This is a genomic window from Actinacidiphila sp. bgisy160, assembly GCF_057707815.1.
Genome location: NZ_JBYIQW010000051.1, coordinates 1 through 15,823, shown reverse-complemented (window position 1 = coordinate 15,823; position 15,823 = coordinate 1). Strand labels below are relative to the sequence as shown.

10 protein-coding genes are annotated in these 15,823 nt (G+C 73.1%); 6 read left to right on the top strand and 4 right to left on the bottom strand.

The window, feature by feature from the left end; all coding sequences use genetic code 11:
* Nucleotides 1–60 precede the first annotated feature (60 nt).
* Nucleotides 61–342: a helix-turn-helix domain-containing protein gene (locus tag AC3EUJ_RS29585; protein ID WP_431966691.1), complete on the top strand. Its 282-nt coding sequence runs from the start codon at nucleotides 61–63 to the stop codon at nucleotides 340–342.
* Nucleotides 343–538: 196 nt separating this feature from the next.
* Here AC3EUJ_RS29585 and AC3EUJ_RS29580 read toward each other — a convergent pair whose 3' ends face one another.
* Nucleotides 539–1,909, bottom strand: coding sequence for a hypothetical protein (locus AC3EUJ_RS29580; RefSeq protein ID WP_431966689.1), 1,371 nt, complete (start codon nucleotides 1,907–1,909; stop codon nucleotides 539–541).
* A gap of 274 nt (nucleotides 1,910–2,183) precedes the next feature.
* Between AC3EUJ_RS29580 and AC3EUJ_RS29575 the strand changes: the two genes are divergently transcribed.
* Nucleotides 2,184–4,622 (top strand): SpoIIE family protein phosphatase, encoded by a 2,439-nt coding sequence (locus AC3EUJ_RS29575; protein WP_431966687.1) that lies wholly within the window; start codon nucleotides 2,184–2,186, stop codon nucleotides 4,620–4,622.
* Between the two features lie 273 nt (nucleotides 4,623–4,895).
* Here AC3EUJ_RS29575 and AC3EUJ_RS29570 read toward each other — a convergent pair whose 3' ends face one another.
* Complete coding sequence (locus AC3EUJ_RS29570) at nucleotides 4,896–5,393, bottom strand: cupin domain-containing protein (protein WP_431966685.1); 498 nt, start codon at nucleotides 5,391–5,393, stop codon at nucleotides 4,896–4,898.
* 164 nt (nucleotides 5,394–5,557) lie between these two features.
* On the opposite strand from AC3EUJ_RS29570, the gene AC3EUJ_RS29565 reads away from it, so the two are divergent.
* Nucleotides 5,558–6,622, top strand: coding sequence for an NAD(+)/NADH kinase (locus AC3EUJ_RS29565; RefSeq protein WP_431966683.1), 1,065 nt, complete (start codon nucleotides 5,558–5,560; stop codon nucleotides 6,620–6,622).
* On the opposite strand, the gene AC3EUJ_RS29560 is transcribed toward AC3EUJ_RS29565, so the two are convergent.
* Entirely contained in the window at nucleotides 6,504–7,532 is a 1,029-nt protein-coding gene (locus tag AC3EUJ_RS29560) for a LysR family transcriptional regulator (RefSeq protein ID WP_431966681.1), read from the bottom strand. The two genes, AC3EUJ_RS29565 and AC3EUJ_RS29560, sit on opposite strands and share 119 nt — an antisense overlap.
* Before the next feature lie 70 nt (nucleotides 7,533–7,602).
* On the opposite strand from AC3EUJ_RS29560, the gene AC3EUJ_RS29555 reads away from it, so the two are divergent.
* Nucleotides 7,603–8,760 carry a TDT family transporter gene (locus AC3EUJ_RS29555; protein ID WP_431966679.1) on the top strand — a complete coding sequence of 386 codons (1,158 nt, stop codon included), beginning with the start codon at nucleotides 7,603–7,605 and terminating at the stop codon, nucleotides 8,758–8,760.
* Between the two features lie 10 nt (nucleotides 8,761–8,770).
* On the opposite strand, the gene AC3EUJ_RS29550 is transcribed toward AC3EUJ_RS29555, so the two are convergent.
* On the bottom strand, nucleotides 8,771–9,553 hold the full coding sequence (locus AC3EUJ_RS29550; RefSeq protein ID WP_431966677.1) for a glucosamine-6-phosphate deaminase: 783 nt from the start codon (nucleotides 9,551–9,553) through the stop codon (nucleotides 8,771–8,773).
* 255 nt (nucleotides 9,554–9,808) lie between these two features.
* Between AC3EUJ_RS29550 and AC3EUJ_RS29545 the strand changes: the two genes are divergently transcribed.
* Nucleotides 9,809–10,867 (top strand): AI-2E family transporter, encoded by a 1,059-nt coding sequence (locus tag AC3EUJ_RS29545; protein ID WP_431966774.1) that lies wholly within the window; start codon nucleotides 9,809–9,811, stop codon nucleotides 10,865–10,867.
* Between the two features lie 253 nt (nucleotides 10,868–11,120).
* A complete protein-coding gene (locus AC3EUJ_RS29540; RefSeq protein ID WP_431966675.1) occupies nucleotides 11,121–15,413 on the top strand; it encodes a discoidin domain-containing protein in 4,293 nt (1,430 codons plus the stop codon).
* Nucleotides 15,414–15,823 lie beyond the last annotated feature (410 nt).

The following is a 15,823-nucleotide window of genomic DNA, read 5'->3' as shown; positions in this document are numbered from 1 at the left end:
CGCTCCTCTTGGCGTTCCCTGGGTGCACCCAATTCTTATACCGGTATTAGTATCACGGGCATGGTGCGAACTCCCCTGACCCCCTGGGAACGGCAACGCGGCGAGCACTTCGGTGCGCTGCTGCGCCGGGCCCGCGGTGACCGCAGCATGGTCGAGGTCGCCGCGGCGGCCGGCGTCTCCGCCGAGACCCTGCGCAAGATCGAGACGGGCCGTGCCCCGACCCCCGCCTTCTTCACCGTCGCCGCCCTTGCCGCGGCACTGGACATCTCCTTGGACGAGCTCGCCTCGGCCTGCGCCCCCGAGCCCGACGACGCGACCGCCGATCGCGCCCTGTCCGCCTGAACCGCGACCTGGGGCGGGCGCCGGGGAACGCTGCGGCCATCAGTGCGGACCGGCGCCGCGGCCCGGCAGGCGGCCCGCCCGGCAGGCAGCCCGCGCCGCCTCCGTGAGGCGCGTCGGAACGCGACAGAGCGCGGCAGTGTGGACAGGCCCCGGCGGCCCCGCGAGCCGCGGCCCGTGGCCCGCGGCCCACGCCCGCTCAGCCGCTCCCGAAGCCCCCGCCGTCACCAAAACCGCCGCCGTCACCGAACCCGCCGCTGAAGCCGCCGCCGAAGTCACCGGGGTCGAAGTCGGCACCCGAGTAGTCGCCGCCCTGGTCCGGCGTGGCGCCGCCGTAGCCGCCCGCGTGGTCGTCGCCGTACGCGTACGGGCCCGGGCCGCCGAGCAGGGTCCCCACGAGGATGCCGGGCAGCATCCCGCCGCCGTAGTAGCCCTGGGCCCAGGGGGCGTAGGCCGGGCCCGCCTCCCAGTACGGGCGGGGGCCGCGCGGTGTGCCGACCTGGCGGGCCATGGGCTCGAGGCCGTCCGCGAGCCGGGCGGCGTCGGCCGCGCACACCGGCACGGCCCGCTCGGCGCCGCCGCCCTCGGGGGTCCACGGCACGTCCTGGACCGAGGGGCCGTGCCGGGGGTCGAAGAAGCACGGCGGGCGGCGCTCGGGCAGTGGCCTTCCCTCGACGCGTGCGTCCAGGGTGGCGAGGGCGAAGCGCCCCTCCTCCAGGGCCTGGCTGACCTGCCGCACGTCGTCGGGGGAGTGCGCCCTGTCCATCGTGGCCTTCGCGGTGTCGTAGGCGTCCAGCGCGCGCGTGTAGTCCTCGCGCATGGTGTCGTCGGCCGCCGCGCCACCCGGGTCGAAGCCGATCCGGCTCAGTTCCTCGCCGAAGGCGGTGATGTCCTCGTCCACCACCGGGCGCAACTCGTCGAGCCGTGCCCTGTCCTGCTCCTCCCGGCGCCGCTTGGCGCGTCGCGACAGCAGGACGGCCCCGCCGCCGACGACGAGGACCAGGGCACCGAGCGCGACGAGCGGTCCGGCCCCGCCGCTCGAGCCGACGCCGACGGAACCGTCGCCCCAGGACGCCGGGGCGTGGCCGCTCACCTGCGGCAGTGCCTGGTCCACGAAGCCGGTGACCATCGCCGCGGGGTCGCCGGGGTCGGAGCGCCGTACGGCGCCGGCCAGGTTCTCGACGGCGTTGCGCGGCATCGCGGCGGAGTCCGCGCCGGCGTCGAAGCGGTCGCCGAGGGCGACGGCGTACACCCCGGTGATGCCGGTCTTGGTCCGCAGGTCCTTGAGCAGTGTGGCCGCGGGGAACTCCGGGGCGTCCGGGAGGACGGCGACGAAGACCGGCCGGTCCGCCTTCTCGATGCGCCCGGCGAGGGCGTCCGCCTCGGCCGCCGACAGCACGTCCCGTGCCCGCGGATCGACGTACACCGGACCCTCGCGCAGCGCCGCCGCGGCCGTGTCGAGACCGCCCGCGGCACGTGCGCCGGGACCCGTCGCGGCGACGAGACAGAGCAGGCCGCAGATCACGGCGAGTACCGGCACGAGGCGGAGGATCCGCCGGACGGTCCCCATGGATACGACGCTAACCCAGATCGGGTGGGTGCGACTGCGGGGACCGCCCGCGGGAGCCGCTCACCGCCTCCCCGGGCGCTCCCTGGCTGCCCCGAAAAGCTGTTTCATCGGCGGCCGGCCGGGGCGGGAACGCCCCCGGCGGGCCACGCGGGACGGGCCGCACGGACCGATACTGGAACCACGTCCCCACGGGTGCCCCTACCGAGCCCGGGCGGGGAACCGACCCAGGCGACGCAGCTCGCCCGGTTCTCTCCCACGTGCGACGGTGGTAGCGATGGACAACCCGGCCAAGACGTTCAGCGAGTCGCCGGAGGACCCGTTCTCGGTGCACGGCGCGGCCTCGGCGGTGCTGGACGACGACGCGTCCGTCGTAGGGTGGAGCGCCCGCGCCGAGACGCTGCTCGGCCACCGGGCACGGGACATCCTGGGCCGGCCGGCCGCCGAACTCCTGGTCCACCCGGGCGACCTGGAACTGGTCCTCGCCGCCACCGCGGCCTGTGTCCGTGACTCCGGCTGGTTCGGGGTCGTGCCCGTCCTGCACCGTGACGGACGCCGGATGGAGGTCGGTTGCCGGGTTCGCGCCATCGCGCGGGACGAACGCCGCGAGTGGTACATCGTCGCGGCGCCGGCCGCGGAGGTCGTCCAGTGGGAGACGGACCGGTGGGTGCTGGACGGGCTGTTCCGCCGTTCCCCCATCGGCCTGGCGGTCTACACACCCGACCTGACCTTCCTGCGGGTGAACCGGGCGATCACCAAGTTCAGCGGTGCCCCCGCGGAGAAGCACCAGGGCCTGCGCACGGGGGACTTCCTCTTCGGGCCGGACGCCGACGCCGTGGACCACCAGCTGCGGCGGGTGCTCGAGACGGGCCGGTCCTCGATCTTCTCCGAGCTGCCCTGCCGGCTGCGTCGCGACCCGCAGCGCGAACTGTACGTGTCCGTCTCGGCGTTCCGGATGCAGGACGCCAACGGGCATGTTCTCGGCGTGACCCAGACCGTCGAGGACGTCACCGAAAGCTACCGGGCCCGCCGCAGGCTGGCCCTGCTCAGCGAGGCCGGGGCCCGTATCGGCACCACGCTGGACGTCGGCCGCACCGCCCGCGAACTGGCCGAGGTGGCCGTGCCGGGACTGGCCGACAGCGCGTCCGTCGACCTGCTGGAGGCCGTGCCCCAGGGCGAGGATCCCGCCCAGGACTCCTTCGGGACGGTCTGCCGCGCGGCGGTCCGGTCGGTCTTCCCGGACACCGAGATGATCACGTACCCGGTGGGCCGCACCATCGGCATCCCCCCGGGTTCGACGCAGGCGCGCTCCCTGGCCGAAGGTCGTCCGGTCTTCGAGTCGGACATGGACCAGGCCCTGGCCTGGCTCGACGAGGACCCCGGGCGGGCCAGGGCGGCCCGCGAGGCCGGCGCGCACTCCCTGATGGTGGTGCCGCTGCTCGCGCGCGGGCTCGTGCTCGGGCTGATCAGCCTCTGGCGGACGCGCCACCGGGAGCCCTTCGAGGCCGACGACCTCACCCTCGCCGAGGAGTTCGCCGCCCGCGCCGCCCTGAGCATCGACAACGCCCGCCGCTACACGCAGCAGCACCAGGCGGCGCTCACCTTGCAGCACAGCCTGCTCCCCGGGAGCGTGCCCCGGCACCCCGCCGCCGAGGTGGCCCACCGCTACCTGCCCGCCAACACCGCCACCGGGGTCGGCGGCGACTGGTTCGACGTCATCCCGCTCTCGGGGCTGCGCATCGCCCTGGTGGTCGGCGACGTCGTCGGCCGCGGTCTGCACGCGGCGGCCACCATGGGCCGGCTGCGCACCGCCGTGCACACCCTGGCCCATCTGGACCCCACCCCGGACGAGGTGCTCTCGCACCTCGACGACCTCGTGGACCGGCTGGCCTCCGAACAAGGCGCGACCGAAGAGGACGCCCCGCCGATCGTCGGCGCGACCTGCCTCTACGCCGTCTACGACCCGGTCTCCCGGCGCTGCTCGCTCGCCCGGGCCGGCCATCCGCCCCCTGTGGTGGTCACCCCGGACGGGCGGGCGAGCCTGGTCGGCATCCCGCCGGGTCCCCCACTGGGCCTGGGCGGCCTGCCCTTCGAGACCGCCGAGATCGAACTGGCCGAGGACAGCACCCTCGCGCTGTACACGGACGGCCTGCTCTGCACCCGCTGCCGCGATCTCGACGACAGCCTCGCGATGCTGTGCGGAGCGCTCACCGAGCCGTCCGGCTCCCTGGAGGAGACCTGTGACGCCGTCGAGGACGCCCTCATCAAGGGCCGCAGTTCCACCGAAGCCGCCGACGACGTGGCCCTCCTCGTCGCCCGGACCCGCGTCCTCGCGCCGGGACAGGTCGCCACGTGGGGCCTCCCGCCGGACGCCACCGCCGCCGGGCAGGCGCGCATGCTCGTGGAGTCCCGGCTCGCGGAGTGGGGGCTGGAGGAGTCCGCCGTCGTGACCGAACTGATCGTCAGCGAGCTGGTCACCAACGCGTACCGCTACGCGGGTGGTCCCATCACGCTGCGGCTGATCCGCGACAGCCACCTCATCTGCGAGGTCTCCGACACCAGCAGCACCTCCCCGCACCTGCGCCGGGCGCGCACGACGGACGAGGGCGGGCGCGGGCTGTTCCTGGTGGCGCAGCTCAGCGAACGCTGGGGCACCCGCTACACCCGTGAGGGCAAGACGATCTGGACCGAACAGCCCCTGCAGTCCTCGTTCTGAGCGGCCACGCCACGTGCGCACCGCAGCACCCCGGGGGGTCCCCGGCGGCCTCCGGTCCCCGGCCCGCGTGCCCGGCGGGCGCCCGGTGCCGTGCCGCGTACGTACGACTGCGGCGCGATCGTCATACGGCCGACGGCCGCGCCGGAAACAGGCCGCCCGTCCGACAAACGCCCCGAGGGCAGTCCGGGCCAGACGATGCGGCCGCCTCAGTCGGCCTCCGCCCGTACGACAACGCGGCGGACCAAGCCGAACGCCGCCCGCACGACGGACCGATCAGCGGGGCGGCAGTTCGGTGCCGCAGCGGGAGCAGTACAGGGCGTCGCTCTCGCCGGACAGGCGGCCGCACTCCACGCAGACGCGGTGCAGGAGGCAGGCCGCGTCGCCCGCTTCCGGCGCGGGGGCCGGCCCGGCGATGCTGAGGCCGGGGCGGCGGGCGTGCACGGTGAGGTAGGTCAGTCCTGAGGCTCCTGCGGACAGCGAGCGGCAGGTGCCGCGGGGCAGCCATACGAGGGCGCCGGGTGCCAGGGTCGTCTGGCGGCCGCCGTCGTCGCCCGAGAGATATCCGCCGCCGTCGACGACGTACAGCAGGACGTCCAGGGCGGCCTCGACGTGCGGCCGGACCTCGGTGCCCGCCGGAAGCCGGATGACGTTGGCGTCGAGCTGGCGGCGGTCGGCGCCGAGCCGCCACAGCGCTCCGCGCTGTCCGACGGGCGTACGGCCGATCAGGTCCGCCACTTGGGCGAGGACACCCGGCGCGGGCTTGGTTTCCACGTTCGTCCTCCCTGCACCTGTGGAACAGCGGAACGGTACTCCGCCGCGCGCGCCGCCGCACGGCGGCGAGGGACGGCGCAGGCCACGCGCCGACGCGACGCGCGCACCGGGGAGGCGGACCATGGGGGCATGACGCCGCAGCGGACGGTGCCGGGGAGGCCGTGATGCCAGTGGGCCGGGTCGGGATCGTCGTGCACGGGGCGCGCGCGGACGCGAGCGAGGCCGCGACGGCGGTCGAGCGCTGGTGCGCGCACCACGGTGTCCCCATGGTGGAGATCGACGTGTGGCGCAAGAACCAGCCCCGGCACAGCGGTCAGGAGGAGGCGGCCGCGGCGGGCTACCCGGACCTGATCGTGACCCTCGGCGGCGACGGCACCTTCCTGCGCGGCGCACGGGTGGCCGCCTCGTGCGGGGCGGCCGTGCTGGGCGTGGACCTGGGGCGCGTCGGCTTCCTCACCGAGGTGTGCACCGAGGACGTGGAGCGGGCGCTGGACTGCGTGCACGAGGGCCGGGCCAACGTCGAGGACCGTATGACGCTCACGTTGCGGGCGTCCCGGCCGCTGGAGATCCCCGAGGGCATCGAGTCCCTGCTGCGGTACGGCCGCGGGCCCGCGCTGCCGCCGCCGCGGGTGCGGCCCGGCGACCCCGAGGACGTGGGCTGGGGCGTGCCGATGGCCGTCAACGCCGTCAACGACGTGGTCTTCGAGAAGCTCGCCCGGGACCGGCAGGCCAGTCTCGCGGTGTACCTGGCGGGCCGTCTGTTCGCCTCCTACTCCGCGGACGCGGTCGTCGTCGCCACCCCGACGGGTTCCACCGCGTACAGCTTCGCCGCCGGGGGCCCGGTGGTCTCCCCGCACATGGACGCGATCGTGTTCACCCCGGTCGCGCCCCACATGGCCTTCGACCGCACCCTGGTGGCGGCCCCGGACGAGGCCGTGGGGGTTCGCGTGCTGACCCGCTCGGGCCGGGTCGCGGTCAGCATCGACGGCCAGTTGAGGGGCGTCCTCGATCCGGGCGACTGGGTCGGGGTGTACAAGGCCCGGCACCGGCTGCGGCTGATCCGGCTGGGCCCGACCGACTTCTACGGGCGGGTGCGCGACCGCTTCCGGCTCAGCGACGCGCCGGCCGCGGCCGCCGACGGTGAGGTTCCCCCGCTGTACCGGCCGAGCGGCCCCGTCCCGCCTGACCTGCTGAATCTACGCTTCCCGCCGCCCGACGGACGCCGCTGACCCGGCCCTGCCGCGCGATCCCGGCCAGCTCCCGCGCCGGCCCGGTCAGGTCGCGCCCGCGGGCGCGCACCACGCGCAACGTCCGCCTGAGTTCGAGCCCGCTCACGGGGACGGCCACGACGCCGCCGCTCGCGAGTTCCGCGCTGAGCGCGAGCGAGCTGAGGACGGCCGGGGCGATGCCGTCGGCCACCGCGGTCTTGATGGCGGTGGTGGAGGGGAGCTCGAGGAGCGGATCGGCGAGGGCGAGCCCCGTCCCCTCGGCGAGGGCCCGCTCGAGGTGGCGGCGCGTGCCGGAGCCGCGCTCGCGGCTGACCAGTGGTGTGGCGGCGAGTTCGGCGGCGCCGATGCCCGACCGGCGGCGCGCCCAGGGGTGGGAGGGGGCGACCACGACCGTCAGCTCGTCATGCGCGACCGGCTGGGCGAACAGCCCTCGGGGCACGTCCGGGCCCTCGACGAAGCCGAGGTGGGCCTCGCCGGCCAGGACGGCCGCGGCGACGTCCTCGGAGTTGCCCGCGGTGAGCGCGACCGTGGTGCGCGGGGCGCCGGCCCGCAGGGTCAGCAGCCACTGCGGCAGGAGGTACTCGGCCACGGTCATGCTGGCCGCCACCCGCAGCCGGCTCTCCGCGGTGCCGCGCAGCGAGGTGAGCCCGGCGTCCAGTGAGGCGGCCGCGTCGACGGCGGTGCGTGCCCAGTCCGCGACGAGCGCGCCGTGCTCGGTGAGCCGGGAGCCGCGCGGTGACCGTTCCAGCAGTTGCAGGCCGAGCCTGCGTTCGAGGTGCCGGAGACGGGAGCTCGCGGCGGGCTGGCTGACGCCGTGGGCACGCGCGGCGGCGCCGACGCTGCCGAGGCTCGCGACCGACAGCAGCAGGTCGAACGCCGCCAGGTCGCTCACGCGCTCGGGCAGGGGCATAAGCCCAGTCTATGAGTCCATCCGGAAGTGGTCCCTACCGGTCGCGCCCGGCCGGGGCGACGCTACGGACATGCCTTCGACGTTCGCTGTTCCCTCCCGGCCCGGTGCCCACCCGCGCACCGGGCCGCCGCGGGAGCCGGCCCTCCCCTCCCGGCTCTTCCGCGACCTCGGCCCCAACTGGTTCGCCTCCGTGATGGGCACCGGCATCGTCGCCACGGCGGCGGCCGGGCTCCCCGCGCACATACCGGGGCTGCGGACGGCCGGCACGGTCGTGTGGGCGCTGGCGGCGGCCTGGCTGGTGGTGCTCTCCGCGGCCTGGGCGGTGCACTGGACCCGGTACCGCGACCGCGCGCGGGCCCACGCCGGACATCCGGTGATGGCGCACTTCTGGGGCGCCCCGGCGATGGCTCTGCTGACCGTCGGCGCGGGCACCCTGGCGCTGGGCTCGGACTGGATCGGGCCGCACGCGGCCCTGGCCGTGGCCGCGGTGCTCTGGTCGGCGGGCACCCTGCTGGGCCTGGTGACCTGGGTGTGGATCCCGTACCGGGCGATGACCGACCACCGCGTCGCCGACGACTCGGCGTTCGGCGGCTGGCTGATGCCCGTCGTCCCGCCCATGGTGTCCGCCGCCACCGGGGCCGCCCTGGTCCCGCATCTCCCCGCAGGGCAGGCGCGGCTGACGCTTCTGCTGGCGTGCTACGCGATGTTCGGGATGAGCCTGCTCGCGAGTCTGGTGATCATCCCGCAGATCTGGGGCAGGCTGGTGCGCCACAAGACCGGCCCGGCGGCCATGGTGCCGACCCTGTGGATCGTGCTCGGCCCGCTGGGGCAGTCCGTCACGGCGGCCAACCTCCTCGGGCACGCGGCGCCCGCCGCCCTGCCCCGTCCCTACGCCACCGGGGCCGAGGTCTTCGGCTACCTCTACGGCGTGCCCACCTGGGGTTTCGCCATGATGTGGCTGGCCCTGGCCGCGGCGCTCACCCTGCGCACCGCCCGGCGCGGCCTGCCGTTCGGCCTGACCTGGTGGAGCTTCACCTTCCCGCTGGGCACCTGCGTGACCGGCACCAGCGCGCTCGCCCTGCGGCTGCACTCGACGGCCTTCCAGGGGGCGGCGCTGGTCCTCTACGCGGGTCTGGTGGCGGCGTGGGCGCTCGTCGCGGTGCGGACCGTCCGCGCCGGGGCGGGCGGCACGCTGTTCCTGCCGCCCGCCCCGGTGTCCCATGCGTGAACGCGGGGGGTCACAGTCCCTGCCAGGCCGGCTTGGCCGCGTAGGTGGCCCGGAAGTAGTCGGCCAGCTTCAGCTTGGAGGCGGCCGCCTCGTCGACGACGACGGTGGCGTGCGGGTGCACCTGGAGCGCGGAGGCCGGGACGACCGCCGCCAGCGGGCCCTCGACGGCGAGGGCGACCGCCTCCGCCTTCGCCTCGCCCGTGGCGAGCAGCACGAGGTGCCGGGCCTCCAGGATGGTGCCGATGCCCTGGGTGATGACGTGGTGCGGCACATCCTCGGGGCGGTCGAAGAACCGGGCGTTGTCCTTGCGGGTCTGCTCGGTCAGCGTCTTGATGCGGGTGCGCGAGGCCAGCGACGAGCACGGCTCGTTGAAGCCGATGTGGCCGTCGGTGCCGATGCCGAGCAACTGGAGGTCGACCCCGCCCGCCTCCGCGAGCGTGCGCTCGTACGCCGCGCACGCCTCGACGATGTCCTCGGCGGTGCCGTCGGGTCCCATGAACGACCGCTCGGCGAGGCCGAGGGGCTCGACGACCTCGCGCAGCACCACGGAGCGGTAGGACTCCGGGTGCCCGGCGGGCAGGCCGACGTACTCGTCCAGCTGGCAGATCCGGGCGCGCGAGACGTCGGCGCCGCCCTCCCCGACCAGGCCGGCGAGCGCCCGGTAGACCGGGAGCGGGGACGATCCGGTGGCGACACCGAGCAGCGCGTCGGGCTTGCGGCGCAGCAGGTCCGCGATGGCACCCGCGATGAGTTCGCCGCCCGCGGTGGCGTCCGGAACGATGACGACTTCCACTTCGGGACCGCCGATCTGGTGAGAGAGACCGCTTACTGGTTTAGACCAATTTAGCAGCCGGGCCCCCCCGGAGAGCCACCGCCGGCCCGGGGGTGCCTTCGGGCGAATGCGGCGCGCGCCGCGTTGGACGGCACACCGCCAGTGGTAGCAAGCAGGGACAGGCGCGCAGGACGCGGGCATGCGGCCGGGCACGACGGGGAGGTGCGGACGGTGTCCCAAGGACGGCGGATCCGGATCCGCGCGGGGCGCCGGGAGGTGCGCGGGCCCGCCGGGCGGCCCGGTGTACGGGTGCTCCCCGCCCTGAACGCGGCAGCCGCCTACTCCTGGCGGCTGCTCGTCGTGGGGGCCGTCGTCTACGCCGCGTTCGCCGCCCTGGGACGGTTCCACGAGATCGCGGTGGCGGTCTTCCTCGGACTGGTCGTCACCGCCATGCTCCGGCCGGTGACCGATCTGCTCGCCCGGGCGATTCCGCGCTCGCTGGCCGTGGCCGTGTCGCTGATCGGCAGCATCCTGGTCGTGTTCGGCATCCTGGCGCTGGTCGGCGAGGTGGTCGCCGGCGAGACCGGCGGGCTGGAACGCGAGTTCAGCGCGGGGCTGACACGGATCGAGCGCTGGTTGGAGGCCCCGCCCTTCCGGCTCGACCCCGAGGCGCTCAGCGACCTCCAGTCGAAGATCGGGCAGTGGCTGTCCACCCACCGGTCAGCCCTGATCAGCACCGCGCTGAGCGGGGCCGGACGCCTGGTCGAGGTGCTGACGGTCTTCGCGCTGGCGCTGTTCTGCTCGGTGTTCTTCCTGCACTCGGGCGACCGGCAGTGGTCCTGGTTCTGCGGGCAGCTGCCGAGGACGGTCCGCGGCCGGGTGTCGGTGGCGGGCCGCGCGGCATGGCGCACGTTCACCGGCTACACGCGCGGAATCGTGCTGGTGGCGGCGACCAACGCGGTCCTGGTGGGGGTGGCCCTGTACCTGCTACGGGTGCCGCTCGCGCTCCCGCTGGCACTGCTGGAGTTCTTCGCCGCCTTCGTGCCCCTGATCGGCTCGCCCATCGCCCTGGCGGTCGCCACCGTGGTGGCTCTGGCCGCGAAGGGTCCCCTGGTGGCAGCGGTCGTCGTCTGCCTGATCGTCGTCATCGGCCAGATCGAGGGCCATGTACTGCATCCGCTCGTGATGAGCTGGGCCGTGCGCCTGCATCCGGTGGTCGTCGCGCTCACCGTGATCGGCGGCGCCATCGCCGCCGGGGTGCTCGGCGCGGTGGTGGCGGTCCCGCTCGTCTCCGTCCTGTGGTCGGTGTACCAGGCGGTGCGCAGCACGGAGTAGCACGCGCAAGTTTTTGCGGGGCTTCCGCAACACCCTGTCGGCTGGACGACACTCCAGCGCAAACCCGTGCCAGGTGAGTGCCAGGTGCGGTGAAAGCCTGGTCAAGGGCATAGACGCCTGGAAACACCTCTGCAACTATCGGCTCGGGCTGCGCAATTACTAACACAACCAATGCAATTTCCTCTGCGTGGCGGCCGCACCACGCGCGAAATGTCATGGCACCAACAACTCTGACGAGAGGCACAGGGACGACATGCCAAGGAAACGGTTCATCCGACGGCTGCTGGCGGGGGTGATCGCGGCGGGCCTGGTGCTGCTCGGCCAGTCGGCCCTGCCCGCCACGGCCGCCGGCGGCCCCAACCTCGCCGCGGGGGCGCCGGCCACCGCGAGCAGTTCCCACGCCGAGTACGGGGTCGCCAACATCGCCGACGGCAACCAGAACACCTACTGGCAGAGCGCGGGCAGCTCCTTCCCCCAGTGGGTCCAGGTCGACCTGGGCAGCAGCGCCGGCATCGACCAGGTCGTCGTCAAACTCCCCGCCGCGTGGGAGGCCAGGACCGAGACCTTCGCGGTCCAGGGCAGCCCCGACGGCACCACCTTCTCCACGCTGTCCGGATCGGCCGGGCGGAGCTTCGATCCCGGCTCGGGCAACACGGTGACCATCGACTTCGCGGCCACCCCCACCCGGTTCGTACGGCTGGACATCACCGCCAACACCGGCTGGCCCGCCGCCCAGGTCTCCGAGCTCGAGGTGCACGGCTCCGCCACCTCCACCGACAACCTCGCCCAGGGCCGCACCCTCACCGCGAGCAGCGGCAACGCGCCCTATGTCGCCGCCAACGCGGGCGACGGCAACCAGACCACCTACTGGGAGAGCGCGAGCAACACCTTCCCGCAGTGGATCCAGGTCGACCTCGGGTCCTCCGTCGCGGTCACCAAGGTGGTGCTGAAGCTGCCGCCCACCTGGGAGGCCCGGACGCAGACGCTGTCCCTGCGCGGCAGCACCAACGGCTCGTCCTTCAGCGACCTGGTGGCGTCCCGCGACTACGCCTTCAAGCCGGCCGACAACAACACCGTCACGATCAGCCTGAGCAGCACGACCACCCGCTACCTGCGCGTCGACGTCACCGGCAACACCGGCTGGGCGGCCGCGCAGTTGTCGGAGCTGGAGGTCTACGGCCCGGCCTCCGGTGACACCACCGCGCCGAACGCGCCCACCGGCCTGGCCTACACCGAGCCCGGCTCCGGCCAGATCCGGCTGACCTGGGACGCCGCCACCGACAACGTCGGCGTCACCGGCTACGACGTGTACGCCAACGGCGAGCTGCGTACCAGCGTCTCCGGCGGCACGCTCACCTTCACCGACGACCAGCCCGACAGCACCACCGTCAGCTACTTCGTGCGGGCCAAGGACGCGGCCGGCAACGTCTCCGGCAACAGCAACACCGTCACCCGGACGGGCTCCGGCGGCGACACGCAGGCGCCCAGCCAGCCCGGCAACCTCACCCTCACCCAGCCCGGCTCCGGGCAGGTCAAGCTGACCTGGACCGCCGCCGTCGACAACGTCGGCGTCACCGGCTACGAGGTGTACGCCAACGAGGTGCTGCGCACCACGGTGTCGGGCAGCACGCTCACGTACACCGACAGCCAGCCCGACACCGCGACCGTCTCGTACTACGTGAGGGCCAAGGACGCGGCGGGCAACCGCAGCGTCGCCAGCGCCACGGTCACCCGCAACGGCTCGGGCGGCACCGGTTCCAACATGGCCGTCGGCAAACCGATAACCGCCTCGTCCATCACCCAGGACTTCGTCGCGGCCAACGCCAACGACAACAGCGTCACCACCTACTGGGAGGGCGCCGGCGGCAGCTACCCGAACACGCTGACCGTCTCCCTCGGGGCGAACGCCGACGTCACCTCGCTGGTCCTCGAGCTCAACCCCGACAGCGCCTGGGGCACCCGCACCCAGACCGTCCAGGTGCTCGGCCGGGAGCAGGGCGCGAGCGGCTTCACCAGCCTCAAGGCGGCGGCGGACTACACCTTCAACCCGTCCTCCGGGAACACGGTGACCATCCCGGTCAGCGCCCGGGTCGCCGACGTACGGCTGCAGTTCACCGCCAACAGCGGCTCGGGCGCGGGCCAGGTGGCGGAGTTCCAGGTGATCGGCACCCCGGCGCCGAACCCGGACCTGACCGTCACCGGCATGTCCGCCTCCCCGAGCGCACCGGTCGAGACCGACGCGGTGAGCCTGTCCGCGACCGTGCGCAACATCGGCGAACTGGCCTCGGGCGGCACAAACGTCACCTTCTACCTGGGCACCACCAAGGTCGGCACCGCCGCGGTCGGCGCGCTGGCAGCCGGCGCCTCCACGACGGTGACGGCGAACATCGGCGTACGGGACGCGGGCAGCTACCCGCTGAGCGCCAAGGTCGACGAGTCCGGCGACGTCATCGAGCAGAACGATACCAACAACGCCTACGACAGCCCGGCCCCGCTGGTCGTCAAGCCGGTCGACAGCTCCGATCTGATCGCCTCCCCCACCGGCTGGTCCCCCGGCAACCCGGCCAGGGGCAACACCGTCACCTTCTCGGTGGCGATCAAGAACCAGGGCACGGTCGCCTCCGCGGGCGGCTCCCACGGCATCACCGTCACGGTCACCGACACCGTCTCCGGCTCCGTCGTCAAGACGCTGACCGGCTCCTACAGCGGCACCATCGCCGCGGGCAGCACCACGAGCCCCGTCTCGCTGGGCACCTGGACCGCCGCCAACGGCAAGTACACCGTCAGGACCGTCATCGCGCCCGACGCGAACGAACTGGCCGTCAAACAGCAGAACAACACCGGCACCCAGTCGCTCTTCGTCGGTCGCGGCGCCAACATGCCGTACGACATGTACGAGGCCGAGGACGGGGTCCTCGGCGGGAGCGCCACCGTGGTCGGCCCCAATCGCACCGTAGGCGACCACGCGGGCGAGGCGTCCGGACGCAAGGCCGTCACGCTGAACAGCACGGGCAGCTCCGTGGAGTTCACCACCAGGGCGAGCACCAACACCCTGGTCGTGCGCTACTCCATACCCGACGCCGCGGGCGGTGGCGGGATCGACTCCACCCTGAACGTCTACGTCAACGGCGGCTTCCTCAAGGCCATCCACCTCACCTCCAGGTACGCGTGGCTGTACGGCAGCGAGACCGCCCCCGGCAACAACCCGGGCGAGGGCAGCCCCCGCCACATCTACGACGAGGCCAACATGATGCTCGGCACGACCGTGCCGGCCGGATCGAAGATCAAGCTGCAGAAGGACGCGGCCAACGGCAGCCAGTACGCGATCGACTTCGTCAACACCGAGCAGGTCTCGCCGATCGCCAACCCCGACCCCGCCGCCTACACCGCGCCGACCGGGTTCACCCACCAGGACGTGCAGAACGCCCTGGACAAGGCGCGGATGGACACCACGGGCACGCTGAAGGGCGTCTACCTGCCGCCGGGCGACTACGAGACGGGCAGCAAGTTCCAGGTCTACGGCAAGGCCGTCAAGATCATCGGCGCGGGCCCCTGGTACACCCGCTTCCACACGCCGGCCGGCCAGTCCAACACCGACGCGGGCTTCCGCGCCGACTCCACCGCCAACGGCTCGGTCTTCTCGGGCTTCTCCTTCTTCGGCAACTACACCTCCCGCATAGACGGTCCCGGCAAGGTCTTCGACTTCGCGAACGTCGCCGACATGACCATCGACAACGTCTGGAACGAGCACACGGTCTGCCTCTACTGGGGCGCCAACACCGACAACGTCACCATCACGAACTCCCGGATCCGCGACACCTTCGCCGACGGCGTCAACATGACCAACGGCAGCACGGACAACCACCTCGACAACATCGAGGCCCGTGCCACGGGTGACGACAGCTTCGCCCTCTTCTCGGCCATCGACGCCGGCGGGGCGGACGAGAAGAACAACGTCTACGAGAACCTGACGTCCCTGCTGACCTGGCGCGCCGCGGGTATCGCCGTCTATGGCGGCTACGCCAACACCTTCCGCAACATCCTCGTCGCGGACACGCTGGTCTACTCGGGCGTCACGATCAGTTCCCTGGACTTCGGCTACCCGATGAACGGCTTCGGGACCGACCCGACCAACATCCAGAACATCTCCGTCGTCCGCTGCGGCGGCCACTTCTGGGGCAGCCAGACCTTCCCGGGCATCTGGCTCTTCTCCGCCTCGAAGGTCTTCCAGGGCATCCGCGTCAGCGACGTGGACATCGTGGACCCGACCTACAGCGGGATCATGTTCCAGACGAACTACGTGGGCGGTCAGCCGCAGAATCCGATCAAGGACACGGTCTTCACCGATGTGTCCATCACCGGCGCCCACCGCAGCGGTGACGCCTACGACGCCAAGTCGGGATTCGGCCTGTGGGCCAACGAGATGCCGGAGGCGGGACAGGGCCCGGCGGTCGGCTCCGTCACCTTCAACAACCTCACGATGAGCGACAACTACCAGAACATCAAGAACACCACGTCCACCTTCACCATCAACACCAACCCGTAGCGGGGAGGGACACGCGAGCGCCGTGGTCCCGGCCGGTTCTCCGGCCGCGACCACGGCGCTCCGTCACCCCCGCCGCCCGTGGCCGTACGCCCACGGACCCCACCACGCCGGGATCGGCGGATCAGCGGGGGCGGACGTCGGCTGGTCCGGGTGGAGTCCGAGCCGGCGCAGGGCGCCCGCGTCGACTCGTACGCCGTAGATGCCGTGCCAGTGCCCGTCCTCCCCGATCCCGCAGGCGAGGTCGACCAGCAGCTCGTGGCCGGCGAACGGCCACCAGTCGATCCCCCGGTCCCGCAGTCAACGCGCCGTCAGGTCGGTGGGCCGGGGGCAGCCCGGCAGGTTCTCGTAGCCGAAGAGGGTCACCCATGCGTCCGGTCCGCGGTCCATGCCGCCATCCTCGCGCAGCACGG